At 33.8% G+C, this 14,960-nt stretch carries 13 protein-coding genes; all 13 read left to right on the top strand.

The window, feature by feature from the left end; translation table 11 throughout:
• Positions 1–26 precede the first annotated feature (26 nt).
• The 13 genes from ACM55K_RS10770 to ACM55K_RS10710 all read left to right on the top strand — a co-directional run bounded on the left by ACM55K_RS10770 (position 27) and on the right by ACM55K_RS10710 (position 14,948).
• Positions 27–1,418: a UDP-glucose 6-dehydrogenase gene (locus ACM55K_RS10770; protein WP_416850234.1), complete on the top strand. Its 1,392-nt coding sequence runs from the start codon at positions 27–29 to the stop codon at positions 1,416–1,418.
• A 135-nt stretch (positions 1,419–1,553) separates the two neighbouring features.
• Complete coding sequence (locus ACM55K_RS10765) at positions 1,554–2,018, top strand: UpxY family transcription antiterminator (protein ID WP_416850233.1); 465 nt, start codon at positions 1,554–1,556, stop codon at positions 2,016–2,018.
• Positions 2,019–2,508: 490 nt separating this feature from the next.
• Positions 2,509–3,792 (top strand): nucleotide sugar dehydrogenase, encoded by a 1,284-nt coding sequence (locus tag ACM55K_RS10760; protein WP_416850232.1) that lies wholly within the window; start codon positions 2,509–2,511, stop codon positions 3,790–3,792.
• Between the two features lie 39 nt (positions 3,793–3,831).
• Positions 3,832–4,839: a mannose-1-phosphate guanylyltransferase gene (locus ACM55K_RS10755; RefSeq protein ID WP_416850231.1), complete on the top strand. Its 1,008-nt coding sequence runs from the start codon at positions 3,832–3,834 to the stop codon at positions 4,837–4,839.
• Positions 4,840–5,065: 226 nt separating this feature from the next.
• Entirely contained in the window at positions 5,066–7,501 is a 2,436-nt protein-coding gene (locus tag ACM55K_RS10750; protein WP_416850230.1) for an SLBB domain-containing protein, read from the top strand.
• Positions 7,502–7,676: 175 nt separating this feature from the next.
• On the top strand, positions 7,677–8,735 hold the full coding sequence (locus ACM55K_RS10745; RefSeq protein ID WP_416850229.1) for a Wzz/FepE/Etk N-terminal domain-containing protein: 1,059 nt from the start codon (positions 7,677–7,679) through the stop codon (positions 8,733–8,735).
• Between the two features lie 72 nt (positions 8,736–8,807).
• Positions 8,808–10,130, top strand: coding sequence for a UDP-glucose dehydrogenase family protein (locus ACM55K_RS10740; protein ID WP_416850228.1), 1,323 nt, complete (start codon positions 8,808–8,810; stop codon positions 10,128–10,130).
• Positions 10,131–10,134: 4 nt separating this feature from the next.
• Positions 10,135–11,112, top strand: coding sequence for a UDP-glucuronic acid decarboxylase family protein (locus tag ACM55K_RS10735; RefSeq protein WP_416850227.1), 978 nt, complete (start codon positions 10,135–10,137; stop codon positions 11,110–11,112).
• Positions 11,113–11,148: 36 nt separating this feature from the next.
• The gene (locus ACM55K_RS10730; RefSeq protein ID WP_416850226.1) at positions 11,149–11,553 is read left to right on the top strand and encodes a sugar 3,4-ketoisomerase; all 405 of its coding nucleotides are present in this window, start codon (positions 11,149–11,151) and stop codon (positions 11,551–11,553) included.
• Positions 11,543–11,959 carry a sugar 3,4-ketoisomerase gene (locus tag ACM55K_RS10725; RefSeq protein WP_416850225.1) on the top strand — a complete coding sequence of 139 codons (417 nt, stop codon included), beginning with the start codon at positions 11,543–11,545 and terminating at the stop codon, positions 11,957–11,959. The genes ACM55K_RS10730 and ACM55K_RS10725 overlap by 11 nt, the downstream gene beginning before the upstream one ends.
• A gap of 2 nt (positions 11,960–11,961) precedes the next feature.
• The gene (locus ACM55K_RS10720) at positions 11,962–12,486 is read left to right on the top strand and encodes an acyltransferase (protein WP_416850224.1); all 525 of its coding nucleotides are present in this window, start codon (positions 11,962–11,964) and stop codon (positions 12,484–12,486) included.
• 77 nt (positions 12,487–12,563) lie between these two features.
• Positions 12,564–13,682, top strand: coding sequence for an acyltransferase family protein (locus ACM55K_RS10715; protein ID WP_416850223.1), 1,119 nt, complete (start codon positions 12,564–12,566; stop codon positions 13,680–13,682).
• 159 nt (positions 13,683–13,841) lie between these two features.
• Positions 13,842–14,948, top strand: coding sequence for a DegT/DnrJ/EryC1/StrS family aminotransferase (locus ACM55K_RS10710; RefSeq protein WP_416850278.1), 1,107 nt, complete (start codon positions 13,842–13,844; stop codon positions 14,946–14,948).
• The last annotated feature ends 12 nt before the right edge of the window (positions 14,949–14,960 follow it).

The following is a 14,960-nucleotide window of genomic DNA, read 5'->3' as shown; positions in this document are numbered from 1 at the left end:
AAGATAGTATATTTGAAAATTATAAAATGAAAATCACAAAAATTTGTTGCATTGGTGCTGGATATGTAGGCGGTCCTACAATGGCAGTTATTGCCCAAAAATGTCCTCAAATACAAGTCACTGTAGTTGATCTGAATAAAGAGCGTATAGCAGCTTGGAACGATGAAAATATAGACAATATTCCCATTTATGAACCTGGATTAGATAAAATTGTAGGGGAAGCAAGAGGCAGAAATTTATTTTTCTCCACCGATGTGGAAAAAGCAATAGACGAAGCCCAAATCATTTTTATATCAGTAAATACGCCTACAAAGACCTATGGGAAAGGGAAAGGGATGGCGGCGGACTTGAAATATATTGAATTGTGTGCGAGACAAATAGCCAGTGTAGCAAAAGACAATAAAATAGTTGTCGAAAAATCAACACTTCCAGTGCGAACGGCAGAAGCAATCAAAAGTATTCTGGATAATACCGGTAATGGAGTGCAGTTTCAAATTCTTTCAAATCCAGAGTTTTTGGCAGAAGGAACTGCTGTTCAGGATTTATTGAATCCAGATCGAATACTAATTGGAGGAGATCCTTCGGAAGAAGGGCAAAGCGCCATACAAGCACTTGTTGCTGTTTATTCCAATTGGGTTTCAGCAGATAAAATATTAACTACGAATGTATGGTCGTCAGAATTATCAAAACTGACTGCTAATGCTTTTTTAGCACAGCGAATTTCTTCGATTAATGCGATGTCAGAACTTTGCGAAAAAACTGGAGCTGATGTCAATGAGGTAGCCAAAGCCATAGGAATGGATAGCAGAATAGGGCCAAAATTCCTGAAAGCATCGGTTGGATTTGGGGGTTCTTGTTTTCAAAAGGACATTTTGAATTTGGTTTACATTGCAAAATCCTACGGATTGAACGAAGTAGCCGATTATTGGGAACAGGTAATTATAATGAATGATCATCAAAAGAGACGTTTCTCTAATAATATCGTTCAAACACTTTATAATACCGTTTCTGATAAAAAAATAACCTTTCTGGGTTGGGCTTTCAAAAAAGATACGAATGATACCAGGGAATCAGCAGCTATTTATGTTGCCGATGATTTGATAAATGAGCATGCGAAAATTGCTGTATACGACCCTAAAGTATCCAGAAAGAAAGTTTTGTCTGATTTGGATTATTTAGAAACCAGAGCGGCTTCAACTAATGAGGATCGTATTATGTCGTTTGATAATCCTTATGAAGCCTGCGCAAATGCTCATGCTGTAGCAATTCTAACGGAATGGGATGAATTTGTTCAGTATGACTGGCAAAAAATTTATGACTCCATGCAAAAACCAGCTTTTGTCTTTGACGGAAGAAACATACTTGATGGTCCAGCTCTGGAATCGATTGGATTTGTTTATCAGGGAATAGGTTCTTAAGTTAGTATACATTTAGAGTATAATAGTAATTGATTTAAGAATCTACAGATACATTATTGTTTTTTATAAAACAGTACTTAAGAGAAAATACAAATAAATAAAAAGACATATTTTTATTTTAATACAGAATGCAAGATGAATTGGTATGTAGTGTATACAAAACCTAAATGGGAGAAGAAAGTAGCTGAACAATTGAAAAAAAGTGGAATAGAATGCTACTGTCCTTTGATTACAGTAATGCGTCAATGGTCTGATCGAAAAAAAAAGGTAGAAGTGCCACTTTTTAATTCCTTTGTTTTTGTTCAATTACCAGATTCTGACAGAAATTTAGTATTTCAGTCAGTTGGTGTGGTACGTTACTTGTTTTGGTTGGGGAAACCTGCAATTGTAAGGGATGAGGAAATTAAGATTATTAAGAAAGGACTCGATGGACCTGATAGTTGTGAGATTACAATAGTTCCATTTCAAATAGGTGACAAGATAGAATTGGATTCAGGACCATTTTCAACTCAAACGGCAATTGTCCAAGAAGTAAATAACACCCATTGCGTTCTTGTTTTGGAATCATTGGGATGTGTTTTGAAAATGAAATACAAATAAGCAGTGGGAGGTGCAATTATTTTACCCTCTGGCAAAAGGAGATGCTGTCAATTAAAGAAATTTAAAAAGTGTAGTGCTATTTCAAACCTTATTTTATTATTCATAAATAAGCCACTTTTTATTTATTTCAAGAAAATAGAAGTATAATTTTATATAATGAATATCGGATGGTTTTTTATGAGAATCCGTTGGATTAGAACTTTAAAATTCATCTTTTTTAGTGGTTTTTATATCACTAAATCAGGTGATTTTTTTTTTAAAATGACGTAGTTATTTTTCTTTCTTATAATTGTATTTCAGTTAGTTATCGGTTTTTTGTGCTTTTTATCCATATTTTGAGGTTTTGAATGAATTAAAATTTAAAAAAGTATAGTTTATTGTGCTTATATTTGCGCACTTAAAATTATCCTGGTTTCGACTCATTTCTGTGAGTTTGAATCGCGAAGCGGTGGATTGAAATTAACAATAGTTGATTAAAATTGGTTTGAAAATGAGTTCAAATATAAAAATAGCAGTTGTTGGTCTGGGTTATGTGGGTTTACCATTGGCGCGGTTATTTGCAACGAAATATGCTGTTGTAGGATTTGATATTAATCAATCCAGAGTTGCTTCCTTGCAATCAGGTACTGATACTACATTTGAAGTAACCGATGAAGTATTACAAAAAGTATTGCTGGAAAAACCCGGTGATGCTATTGGTTTGTATTGTACTTCAGTTTTAGATGGTATAGCGGACTGTAATTATTACATTGTAACAGTTCCTACTCCGGTAGATAAAAATAATCGTCCTGATTTGACTCCTTTATACAAGTCCAGTGAAACGATAGGGAGTGTTTTGAAAAGAGGAGATATTGTGATTTATGAATCTACGGTGTATCCAGGAGTAACTGAAGAGGAATGTGTGCCGGTATTGGAAAGGGTCTCGGGCTTACAATTCAATGTTGATTTTTTTGCAGGTTACTCCCCTGAAAGAATTAATCCGGGAGATAAGGAACATACCGTAGAGAAGATTTTAAAAGTGACTTCAGGCTCTACGCCAGAAATTGGACAAAAAGTAAATGAGTTATATAAATCAGTGATTACTGCCGGGACACACTTAGCTCCTTCCATAAAAGTAGCCGAAGCTGCCAAAGTAATTGAAAACTCCCAACGGGATATCAATATCGCATTTGTAAACGAATTGGCTAAAATATTCAATTTGATGAATATAGATACCCATGCCGTTTTGGAAGCCGCAAGGACCAAATGGAATTTCCTGCCTTTTAAACCCGGTTTAGTTGGAGGTCATTGTATTGGAGTGGATCCTTATTATTTGGCTCAACGAGCGCAAGAGTTTGGTTATCATCCGGAAATTATATTAGCCGGAAGACGATTGAATGATAGTATGGGCGAGTATGTAGCTTCTCAGGTAGTAAAGGGGATGATTAAAAAAGGAATTTCTGTTAATAGAGCTACAGTCTTAATGATGGGAATCACTTTTAAAGAAAATTGTCCCGACGTTCGCAATACAAAAATAGTGGATGTCATTGCCGCACTAACGGATTATGGAATTACAGTAACGATATACGATCCGTTGGCGAATCCTGTTGAGGTTGAAAAAGAATACGGTTTAATAACTACCAATGTAGTACCGAATCAAAAATTTGACGCGGTAGTTTTAGGAGTAGCGCACAACCAATTTCTAGATATAGAGATATCTAAATTGCAAAATGCGAATAGTTTGTTATATGATGTAAAAGGCGTTTTGGGTGATGCAGTTGATGGGAGATTGTAGATAGTATAAAGTAATATAGTAAAGATTTAAATGCAGGGTATGGAAAAGAAACCTTCAATTACACATGTTATTCTTACAGGTGGAGTAGGCAGCAGATTATGGCCTTTATCACGAAAAAGCCAACCTAAACAATATCTTGATTTATTTGAAGGTAAGTCGTTGTTTGAGATAACTGTGGAACGCAATCGTACTATAGCGGATAAAATTATGGTAGTAGGTAATATTGATAATTGCCACCTCAGTAGACAAGTGATGGAAAAATCGAATGCTCCCTATTTAGATATAATTGAATCAACCCCTCGAAATACAGCCGCCGCCATTGCTTTTGCTGCTTTTGCTTCTCAACCGGATGACATTTTAATTGTCACGCCTTCTGATCATATTATAGATGGAATAGAACCATACGAGACAGCCATTCATGAAGCTGTAGAAAAAGCATCAAAAGGGTTTATAGTAACTTTTGGAATTATTCCCACCAAACCAGAAACCGGATATGGTTACATCGAACGTAAAGGAGATGATGTTATTTCTTTTCGGGAGAAGCCAAACAAAGTAACAGCTACTGATTTTATAGCCAAAGGAAATTTCCTCTGGAATAGCGGTATGTTTTGTTTCAAAGCTTCGGTTTTATTGGAAGAATTAAATAAATTCTATCCAGAAGTCTATGAAAAATCAAAAATTGCCTGGGACACTAATAGTAATGGAAATTTAGATTTGGATTTGTCTCTCGAAATACCTTCTATCAGTATCGATTATGCCGTTATGGAACGAAGTAAAAAAATTAAAGTGGTTTCTTCTACCTTTACTTGGTCTGATTTAGGATCGTTTGAGTCTGTTTATGATTATTTAGTTTCTAAAGGTCACCCAGTTGATAATAATGGAAATATGGTTATTGGTACCAATAATTATACTGCTTTTGTTGGATTAAAAAATACTATTTTCGTTTATACGGATACCGCTAATTTGATTTTACAAAAAGAAAGGTCTCAGGATGTTAAGAATATATATAGTGATTTGGAGAGGCAACATTCAAATTTGTTAAATTGAAAATAAAATAATTCAATTTTTCATGTGCAAAAGAATTATTTAATCAATTGCTGATTAAATCTTTTGACATAGTTTTGTGGTCGATAATGTAATATGGGACCCAATGGAGCTAGCCACAGTGAAACTATAAGGTGTTTCTTATTACGGCTTTTCACATAAAAAAATAACTATTGCATTCTTGAAAAAGAATGATTAAAAATACAAAATACATTATTATAAAGTACTCATGAGAAAAATAATTGCTACCTTTTTATTGTTGTTTGCTCTTTTTCAGACTTCCAATACATTTGCACAGGACTTGTTAAAAAGCACTGATTTAAGTACGTTAAAAGTGGATTATTTATCAGATAGTGATATTGCAAAAATTAAAACGCAGTTGCAGACTAATAATGTAACAATTGAACAAGCGGAACCGATGGCTTTGGCAAAAGGAATGTCTGCAGCCGAGTTTGCTAAATTGAAAGAACGTTTAGCAATGCCAGTGACAAAAACGGAATTGATTAAAAAGGATAATAAAGAAGACGATGATGATGATGAGAAAGCAGCTGCGTTTGGAAAAAAACAAGAAAAAATTGTCAACACTAAAGTAAAAGATACTATAAATGCTTTGATTTTTGGTTCGGAGCTGTTCGATAATCCTACCTTGAATTTTGAACCCAATTTAAAATTGGCTACACCTGTAAATTATGTCTTGGGACCTGGTGATGAATTGCAAGTCAGCGTTTATGGGGTACAAGAATTTAATGCCAGTGTTCCGGTATCTACAGAGGGTAAAGTAACTATTCAGTATGTAGGTCAGATTCCGGTTACGGGAATGACGATTGAGGCTGCTACCCAAAAAATAAAAGGAGCCATTGCAAGGGTGTATAGTACAGTAGGATCCGGACAATCTCAAGTCGCAGTAAGTTTGAGCCGTATCAGAACCATTAGAGTGACGATAATAGGGAGTAAGCAACCGGGTAATTATTCTATCTCTTCTTTGGCAACGGTTTATAATGCCTTATTTTTAGGTGGAGGCCCGGGAAAGAATGGCAGTTATAGAAATATAGAGTTGTTGAGAGATAATAAAGTATACAAAAACATTGATCTTTACCGCTTCCTTGTCAATGGAAATCAATCGGATAATGTGGGTTTAAAGGATAATGATGTTATTCGAATCCCTGCTTACAATCAAAGAGTCACTCTTGAAGGACAGGTAAAACGTCCCGGGATTTTTGAGATGAAGATGGGGGAAACATTTTCGGACTTATTATCTTTTGCTTCAGGATTCAATGAATTTGCATACACCGCTTCGGTAAATGTTTTGCAAAAAACAAGCAAAGAATTTAAAGTAAAAGACATCAATGCAGCTGAATATACCAGTTATAAACCGCTGTCAGGGGATGTGTTCCGAGTGTCAAAGATCTTAAATCGATTTGAAAACCGTATTAAAATAGATGGAGCCGTTTTTAGACCGGATACGTATTCTTTTTATGAAGGCATGCGTATTTCAGATCTGATTGCAAAAGCGGATGGGTTAAAGGAAGATGCCTATAGCAATAGAGCGAGAATTATACGATTAAAATCGGATTTGACTACTGAAATCGTTAATGTGGATTTGGCTAAAGCCTTAGGAGGGGATCTAGAAGCGGATATTGCCTTGCATAAAGAAGACATCGTAACGGTGTATTCAATTTTAGATTTTGTAGAAGAGTATAAAATAACGATTGACGGTGAAATTAAAAAGCCCGGAATTTATGAATATCATGAGAATCTTACTTTGAATGATTTATTGGTTCAGGCAGGTGGATTAACCGGTTCCGCTTCCAAAAGAGTGGAGGTTGCCCGAATGATAAAATCGGAAGAAATAGATGATGCCAATCCCAATAAAGCGCAACTTTTTAATTTGGAAATTACCGCAACTAACAATGAACAGTTAAAAAACTTTGAATTGCAGCCTTTTGATGTCGTGAATATTCGTAAAATGGCTGTGTATGAAAAACCGGAAATGGTCACTATAAGTGGCGCTGTTAATTATGCGGGGAAATATGTTTTGGCAACTAAAAAAGACAAAGTCTATGATATTGTTCAAAGAGCAGGTGGTTTGACGGCAGTAGCCAATATAGAGGGTGTTAAAATTAAACGACCAATTCAAGCCAAACAAATTGAGGATTTGGAAAATGTGAATTTGAATTTGGGTAAAAAAGATAGTATTCAAAACAAGCTCACTAAAAAATTAAAAGAAGATTTAAAATTTGCCACCATACCAGTAGACTGGAAGTCTATTGTTAAAAATCCAAAAAATAATACCAATGTGACTTTGTTTCCTGGAGATGAAATTGAAGTAACTGCTTTCAATGAAGGCGTGAAAGTTACAGGTAATGTGCTTTTAACTTCCGAAATTCCTTATGAGAAAGGAAAGGGATTTGGATATTATATAGGTTCTGTTGGGGGAGTAGACAATAAAGGATGGAAAAAGAAGGCCTATATTATTTATCCTAATGGGAAAGCGGCAGTGGCTCAGTCGTTCTTGTTTATACGATCGTATCCTAAAGTAACGCCGGGTTCACAAATTATAGTGCCAGAGAAACCTGAAGTTAAAAAGATGAGTACCGGTGAGTTTGTCAGTATTGCTGGAGTATTAGCTAGTTTGGCAGGGATTGTAATCGCTTTAATTAGGTAACAGTGATCAGTGATGAGTTGCGCTTATAATAAAACGGATTTCAGATAGCATATTTCATTTGTTTTACCCCAACCCCAAAGGGAGACAAATGAAAATAGATAAAAGGTTTTTATCGACACCATTTAAATACACATTTTAATAATAAATAATATACAAGCGTAAAATCTTGATAAAAATGAACGAACAAAATATAGCCAGCGACGAAATATCTTTAAAGGAGCTAATAGAAAAAGCCAAAGATTGGGTTGCTTATTTATTTTCACAATGGAAAATCATTGTACTAGCAGGAATAATAGGAGCTGCTTTAGGGTTGGCCTATTCTTTTAGTAAAAAACCAGTATATACCGCAACATTATCGTTTGCATTAGAAGATGAAAAAGGTAGTAGTGGCTTGGGAGGTGCCTTAGGTTTGGCGAGTTCATTTGGTATAGACCTTGGCGGAGGGGGAGGCAGTATTTTTACAGGATCTAATTTGACCGAGTTGTTCAAGTCCCGCGCTATGGTGGAGCAAACCTTGTTAAGTCCAGTTGTTATCGATGGAAAGACTATTTCTTTGGCGGAGATGTATATTCAGAATAATGGTTGGAGAGACCAATGGAACGATAAACCGAAATTTAAGGCTATCCAGTTTTTACCCGATACCAAACGGAAATATTTTACCCGAGTACATGATAGTATCTTGGGCGTGATGTATCAAGATTTGTCTAAAACCGGATTGGTTGTGGGACAAAAAGATAAAAAAATAGCGATAATTAGTATAGATGTCAGTTCTACTAATGAATCATTCTCTAAATATTTTACTGAATCTCTTGTTAAAGAAGTTTCTGATTTTTATGTCACTACAAAAAGCAAGAAAGCGCGCGAGAATATGGATATTCTGGAACGACAAACCGATTCTATTCGTCGTGAACTCAACGGAGCCATTACGGGTGTAGCAGTGGCCAATGACAATACTTTTGGTTTGAATCCTGCCATGAACGTACGCCGTGCCCCATCTGCCCGCCGACAGGTAGATGTGCAGGCTAATACTGCGATATTAACCGAGTTGGTTAAGCAAACGGAATTGGCCAAGGTGACTTTACGAAAAGAAACCCCATTAATTCAAATTATTGATCGGCCTATTTTACCTTTGGCGAAAGAAAAATATGGGAAAGCAAAAGGTTTGGTGATGGGTGGTTTATTATTGGGATTTTTGGTTGTTATTGTTTTGATTTTGAGAAGGTTCTTAAAATAAATCAAAGAAAGTGTTTAAGTTTTTAGTAATGTTTAGGGGCTAGTAAATTTTAATAAATTATTTTAAGAAAATATGAAAATAGTTGTGGTAGGTACAGGTTATGTTGGACTAGTAACGGGAACTTGTTTTGCAGAAGTTGGTATTGATGTTGTTTGCGTTGATATTGATGAGAAGAAAATAGCTAATTTAAATAAAGGAATACTTCCTATTTTTGAGCCAGGTCTTGAAGCTTTAGTGATTAAAAATGCATCAAAAGGTCGATTACAATTTTCAACTTCATTAGAAGAGAGTATTCCGGGTGCTGATGTTGCTTTTATTGCGGTTGGGACACCCCCAGGAGAAAATGGAAGTGCTGACTTGAAATATGTTCTTGCAGTAGCAAAACAAATAGGACAATTTATGAATAGTTATGGGGTAATTGTGACTAAAAGTACTGTTCCTGTTGGAACAGCCGAAAAAGTAAGACTTGCCATACAAAATGAATTAGAGAAACGAAAACTTACAATTTCGTTTGATGTAGCTTCTAATCCTGAGTTTTTAAAGGAAGGCGCAGCTATCGACGATTTCTTGAAGCCTGACAGGATTGTGGTTGGGATTTCGAGCAAAAAAGCGGAAGAAGTTATGCGTAAATTATACAAACCATTTTTATTGAATGGTCACCCTATAATATTTATGGATGTACCCAGCGCAGAGATGACTAAATATGCTGCTAACAGTATGTTGGCTACAAAGATTAGCTTTATGAATGATATAGCTAATCTTTGTGAAATTATGGGAGCGGATGTGAATATGGTGCGAAAAGGAATTGGAAGTGATGCTCGAATCGGAAATAAATTTATTTATCCAGGAATTGGTTATGGGGGGTCTTGTTTTCCTAAAGATGTTAAAGCATTGATCAAGACAGCTGCTGATAATGGGTATTCTATGCAAATTTTACAAGCTGTTGAAGCGGTTAATGAATACCAGAAAACAGTTTTGTTTAATAAATTGAACAATCGTTTTCAAGGAAGTCTTAAAGGAAAAACCATAGCAATGTGGGGGCTTTCCTTCAAGCCTAACACTGACGATATGCGGGAAGCTCCTTCATTAGTATTAATTGACAGTATTTTGGCAGCTGGAGGAAAAGTACAAGCGTATGATCCAGTTGCTATGAATGAAGCCAAACATATAATTTGTGATAAGATAGTTTATTGTGACAATGAATATGAAGCTCTGGAAAATTCGGATGCCTTATTGATTGTTACAGAATGGGCCGATTTTCGTTCTCCTAATTTTGAGAGAATTAAAGAACTTCTTAATTACCCAATTATTTTTGATGGAAGAAATATATTTGATGGAAGAGAAATTAATGAGCTGGGTTTTGAATACTATGGTATAGGAACAAATAATAATTAAGGTTATGGGTAAAAGAATATTAATTACAGGAGCAGCAGGTTTTTTAGGATCGCATTTATGTGATCGTTTTATAGGAGAAGGTTATAAAGTTGTAGGGATGGACAATTTAATAACTGGAGATTTAAAAAATATAGAACATTTATTTCCATTAAAGCAATTTGAATTCTATAATCATGATGTGTCCAATTATGTTCATGTGAGTGGTCAATTAGATTATATATTGCATTTTGCGTCTCCTGCAAGCCCAATTGATTATTTGAAAATTCCTATACAAACATTAAAAGTAGGGTCTTTAGGAACCCATAATTTATTGGGTTTAGCTAAAGAAAAAAAAGCTAGATTTTTGATAGCTTCAACTTCTGAAGTTTATGGAGATCCTACGGTTCACCCACAGCCAGAAGAATATTGGGGGAATGTAAATCCAGTAGGGCCAAGAAGTGTTTATGATGAAGCAAAAAGGTTTCAGGAAGCAATCACAATGGCGTATCATACTTTTCATGGTATGGAAACCCGAATTGTTCGAATCTTTAATACCTACGGACCAAGAATGCGCTTAAATGACGGAAGGGTTCTGCCTGCGTTTATAGGTCAAGCATTAAGAGGTGAGGATTTGACAATTTTTGGGGATGGCTCCCAAACAAGAGCATTTTGTTATGTTGATGATTTAGTTGAAGGGATATACAGGCTTTTAATGTCAGATTACGCTTATCCCGTAAATATTGGTAATCCAAATGAGATTACAATGAACGATTTTGCTCAAGAAATTATAAAACTAACCGGAACCTCTCAAAAAATAGTATATCATCCACTGCCACAAGATGATCCAAAACAGAGACAACCCGATATTACAAAAGCTAAAGAGCTTTTAAGATGGGAGCCAAAGATAGAGAGGGAAGAAGGATTGAAGATAACGTATAATTATTTTAAATCTTTTTCGCAAGAAGAGTTAGTAATTAATAAGTATGCCAAAAGTTTTCTTTAATAAGAGAATTACAGTATAATTTTAAGATAAGTATAAATGAAACCAAGAATTATTGACTTTCCAAAAATTCAAGATCCAAGAGGAAATTTAACTTTTGTGCAGTATCCAAATCAGATTCCTTTTAAAATTCAAAGAACTTTTTGGACTTATGATGTTCCTGGCGGAGGAATTAGAGGTGGTCATGCTTATTTTAAACAGCAAGAAATTATTGTGGCCCTGAGTGGAAGCTTTGATGTTATAATTACTAATGCTGATGGAAGTAGTGAAAAATTTTCTTTAAATAGAAGTTATTATGGTCTCTATCTACCAGCCAAAACATGGAGGCATGTAGAGAATTTTTCCACAAATGCGCTATCATTGCATATTTCTAGTGAGAATTTCTCAAAGGAAGATTATATCAGAGATTTTGAAGATTTTAAAAATTTATTAGATGAGCGTTAAGAATAGTGTTTATGAATGTAATCTTTTGCATTTAAAACAAATTGGAGATAGAAATGGTCATATTACAACGGTTAACAATAATGTTGAATTACCTTTTGCTGTAAAAAGGATTTTTTATTTATACGATATTCCAGGTGGAGAGTCAAGAGGTGCGCATGCTCATAAAGAGTGTCATCAGTTTTTGGTTGCTGCAAGTGGCAGTTTTGAAGTTTTACTGGATGATGGTTTGACTAAAAGACAAGTGTTAATAAATAGACCAGATTTAGGTTTACATATCCCACCAGGGATTTGGGCTTCTGAAATTAATTTTTCTAGCGGTTCAATTTGTTTAGTGCTAGCTTCGCACGAGTATAATGAGACTGATTATTTGAGAGAGTATGAAGATTATTTAAATTTTATTAAATAAAAATGACTTGTAAAATTCATCCTTTAGCAGATGTTCAGACACAAAACATAGGTAGTGGAACTATGATATGGCAGTTTGTAGTGATATTATCAAAAGCCATAATAGGTAAAAATTGTAATATCAATTGTCAAGTTTTTATTGAAAATGATGTGACAATTGGTGATAATGTAACCATTAAAACAGGTGTTCAGATTTGGGATGGTATAACAATTAGAGACAATGTGTTTGTTGGGCCTAATGTAACTTTTACTAATGATTTAGTGCCACGATCAAAACAATATCCTGAAGAGTTTAAAAAGACAATTGTTCAAAGAGGTGCATCTATTGGAGCAAATGCTACAATATTATCTGGAATTGAAATTGGAGAATACGCTTTAATTGGAGCTGGAAGTGTTGTGACAAAGTCGATTCTTCCTTACACATTATGGTATGGAAATCCAGCAGTTCAAAAAGGATATGTTACTAAAGAAGGAATTATTTTAGATATGAATTATAAAGATAAAAACGGAATTGAATATAGTATGTAGTTAATGAATTATTAAGTTTACAAAAATAGGGAAGCAAAACATACTGATGAATTAATTTTAACCATATATAATAGCGCATGAACGATTATACAAATAAAGACAATAGTAACAGAATTTATTTTCCAGAATTAGATGGGTTAAGATTTTTTGCGTTTTTGTTAGTGTTTTTGTCCCACCATAGTTTATTGTCAAAAATACCCTATCTTTCAATTTTACACACAAATGGTTGGATAGGTGTCGATTTGTTTTTTGTGTTATCAGCTTTTTTATTTACAAAACTTCTAATCGCTGAATTTAATAAAAACAATACAATAAGTTTTAAAAAATTCTATATGCGAAGAATATTTCGCATCTGGCCAATATATTTTTTATTTATTGGGTTTTCTGTAGCTCTTTATGCTTTTATTAATGGTTCAATAGGAAATAGTATTGGGATCCGAATTATTGGGTTATTTACCTTTTCCGATAATATTATGACTGCAATTTATGGAGAATATAACCCAATGCCATATATAGCTCATTTATGGACTATTACCTATGAGGAGCAATTTTATATTTTTGTTCCGATTATTATTCTACTATTAATTCATTCATCTTTTAAGAAAAAATTAATTTCATTAATCACAATTTTCATTTTGTTTAATGGAATCAGATGTGCACTAATAGCAAATAATGTGCCTCATCCTGCAATTTGGGTGCTGCCAATTACTCATTTTGAATCGATTGTTTTGGGAATAGTTATAGGTTTTGGCGGTTTTGATTTTATGTTAAAAAGAATTAAACCTTTGATTATAGGCTTAATAGGTGTATTATTTTTTATTTCATTATACTTATTGCCGAACATCGAAGATATCTCTTATTGGTTAATCGTAAGTTATTCATTTGTAGGTATATCCACTTCAATGGTGTTGTTTTCTGTTTCAAATAGTAATTACTTGAAAAGATTATTTTCAAAGGAATTATTCGTGTTTTTAGGAAAAAGGTCATATGGTTTATATATGTATCATTTATTGGGGAATGGAGTTTCTTCTTATATGATTGCAAAAATCACAATACTACCCTCAAATTCTTTAGCCTCTTTTATTTATTCATTGTCTTTTACGATTATTGTTTCAATAATTTCATATAAAGTTATTGAAACACCTTTTTTGAAATTAAAGGAGAAATTTGAAGTGATTATTTCGAGACCAATTTAATATAATGAATAATCAGTCCATTCATTATAAAGGCTAACTATAATTTAGCTTTCAATGACTAATTAACCCTTCTATTCAACTTCTGTATTAATATATCCAAATACTTTTTATTTATTATATTAAAAAACAACAAACTGTTTTAAATTAAGTTACACTATGATGATTAAATTCTTAGACTTACAAAAAATAAACCAGCAATATGCAAATGAATTGAAACAAATTGCTGCTGATGTGATTGATTCGGGATGGTATTTGTTAGGCAACAGAGTGCAGTCATTCGAAACAGAATTGGCTCAATATATAGGTGCGAAACATGCTGTTGCTTGTGCTAATGGACTTGATGCTTTAAGATTGATTTTTAAAGCCTATATTGAATTAGGAATTATGAACGAAGGAGATGAGATTATTGTCCCTGCAAATACCTATATCGCTTCAATACTTGCAATTTCTGACAACCGTTTAACCCCCGTTTTTGTTGAGCCAGATTTTAGTAATTTTAATTTAGATATTAATATTATTGAAGCTGCAATAACACCCAAAACCAAAGCAATTTTAGTAGTTCACTTATATGGACAAATATGTTGGAGTGAGCAATTAGAAACATTAGCAAAAAAATACAATTTAAAGATAGTTGAAGATAACGCCCAAGCAATTGGAGCAGTTTTTAAAAATGAAAAAGCTGGGAATTTAGGTGATGCTGCAGGTTTTAGTTTTTATCCGGGTAAAAATTTAGGGTCACTTGGTGATAGTGGTGCTGTAACTACTAATGATGGTAACTTGGCAAAGACAATAAGAGCATTGGCAAATTATGGTTCGACTCAAAAATATGTAAATGAATATCAAGGATTGAATAGCAGAATGGATGAAATTCAGGCAGCATTTCTATCAGTAAAACTAAAATATTTAGATTCTGAAAATACTATAAGAAGACAAATTGCGAGTTATTATAGCTCAAATATTAAGAATATAAAAATTACTTTGCCTAAAATTGCTGCAAGAAATGATGAAACTCATGTTTGGCATTTGTTTGTAATCAGATGCAAAGAACGCGATAATTTACAAAAATATTTGACTGAGAATGGTGTTCAAACTTTAATTCACTATCCTATTCCGCCACATAAACAAAATGCATACAGAAATTATAATAATTTATCATTTCCTCTAACGGAGCAAATTCATTCAGAAGTTTTGAGTTTACCTATAAGCCCTGTGATGGCCCAAGAAGAAATCAAAAAAGTGGTTGAAATTATAAATAAATATGAATAGTTTGACTAAATG

Source organism: Flavobacterium arabinosi (assembly GCF_048158725.1).
Taxonomy (GTDB): Bacteria; Bacteroidota; Bacteroidia; order Flavobacteriales; family Flavobacteriaceae; genus Flavobacterium; species Flavobacterium arabinosi.
The sequence above is the reverse complement of the archived record's forward strand: the minus strand, read 5'-3'. Positions and strand labels throughout refer to the sequence as shown.

Bases quoted from the DNA above. Each gene is read 5' to 3' on its own strand.
- ACM55K_RS10750 (WP_416850230.1), top strand. From the start codon at position 5,066: ATGAGAAAAATAATTGCTACCTTTTTATTGTTGTTTGCTCTTTTTCAG.
- ACM55K_RS10720 (WP_416850224.1), top strand. From the start codon at position 11,962: ATGACTTGTAAAATTCATCCTTTAGCAGATGTTCAGACACAAAACATA.
- ACM55K_RS10730 (WP_416850226.1), top strand. From the start codon at position 11,149: ATGAAACCAAGAATTATTGACTTTCCAAAAATTCAAGATCCAAGAGGA.
- ACM55K_RS10755 (WP_416850231.1), top strand. From the start codon at position 3,832: ATGGAAAAGAAACCTTCAATTACACATGTTATTCTTACAGGTGGAGTA.
- ACM55K_RS10765 (WP_416850233.1), top strand. From the start codon at position 1,554: ATGAATTGGTATGTAGTGTATACAAAACCTAAATGGGAGAAGAAAGTA.
- ACM55K_RS10710 (WP_416850278.1), top strand. From the start codon at position 13,842: ATGATTAAATTCTTAGACTTACAAAAAATAAACCAGCAATATGCAAAT.
- ACM55K_RS10725 (WP_416850225.1), top strand. From the start codon at position 11,543: ATGAGCGTTAAGAATAGTGTTTATGAATGTAATCTTTTGCATTTAAAA.
- ACM55K_RS10770 (WP_416850234.1), top strand. From the start codon at position 27: ATGAAAATCACAAAAATTTGTTGCATTGGTGCTGGATATGTAGGCGGT.
- ACM55K_RS10735 (WP_416850227.1), top strand. From the start codon at position 10,135: ATGGGTAAAAGAATATTAATTACAGGAGCAGCAGGTTTTTTAGGATCG.
- ACM55K_RS10760 (WP_416850232.1), top strand. From the start codon at position 2,509: ATGAGTTCAAATATAAAAATAGCAGTTGTTGGTCTGGGTTATGTGGGT.
- ACM55K_RS10745 (WP_416850229.1), top strand. From the start codon at position 7,677: ATGAACGAACAAAATATAGCCAGCGACGAAATATCTTTAAAGGAGCTA.
- ACM55K_RS10740 (WP_416850228.1), top strand. From the start codon at position 8,808: ATGAAAATAGTTGTGGTAGGTACAGGTTATGTTGGACTAGTAACGGGA.
- ACM55K_RS10715 (WP_416850223.1), top strand. From the start codon at position 12,564: ATGAACGATTATACAAATAAAGACAATAGTAACAGAATTTATTTTCCA.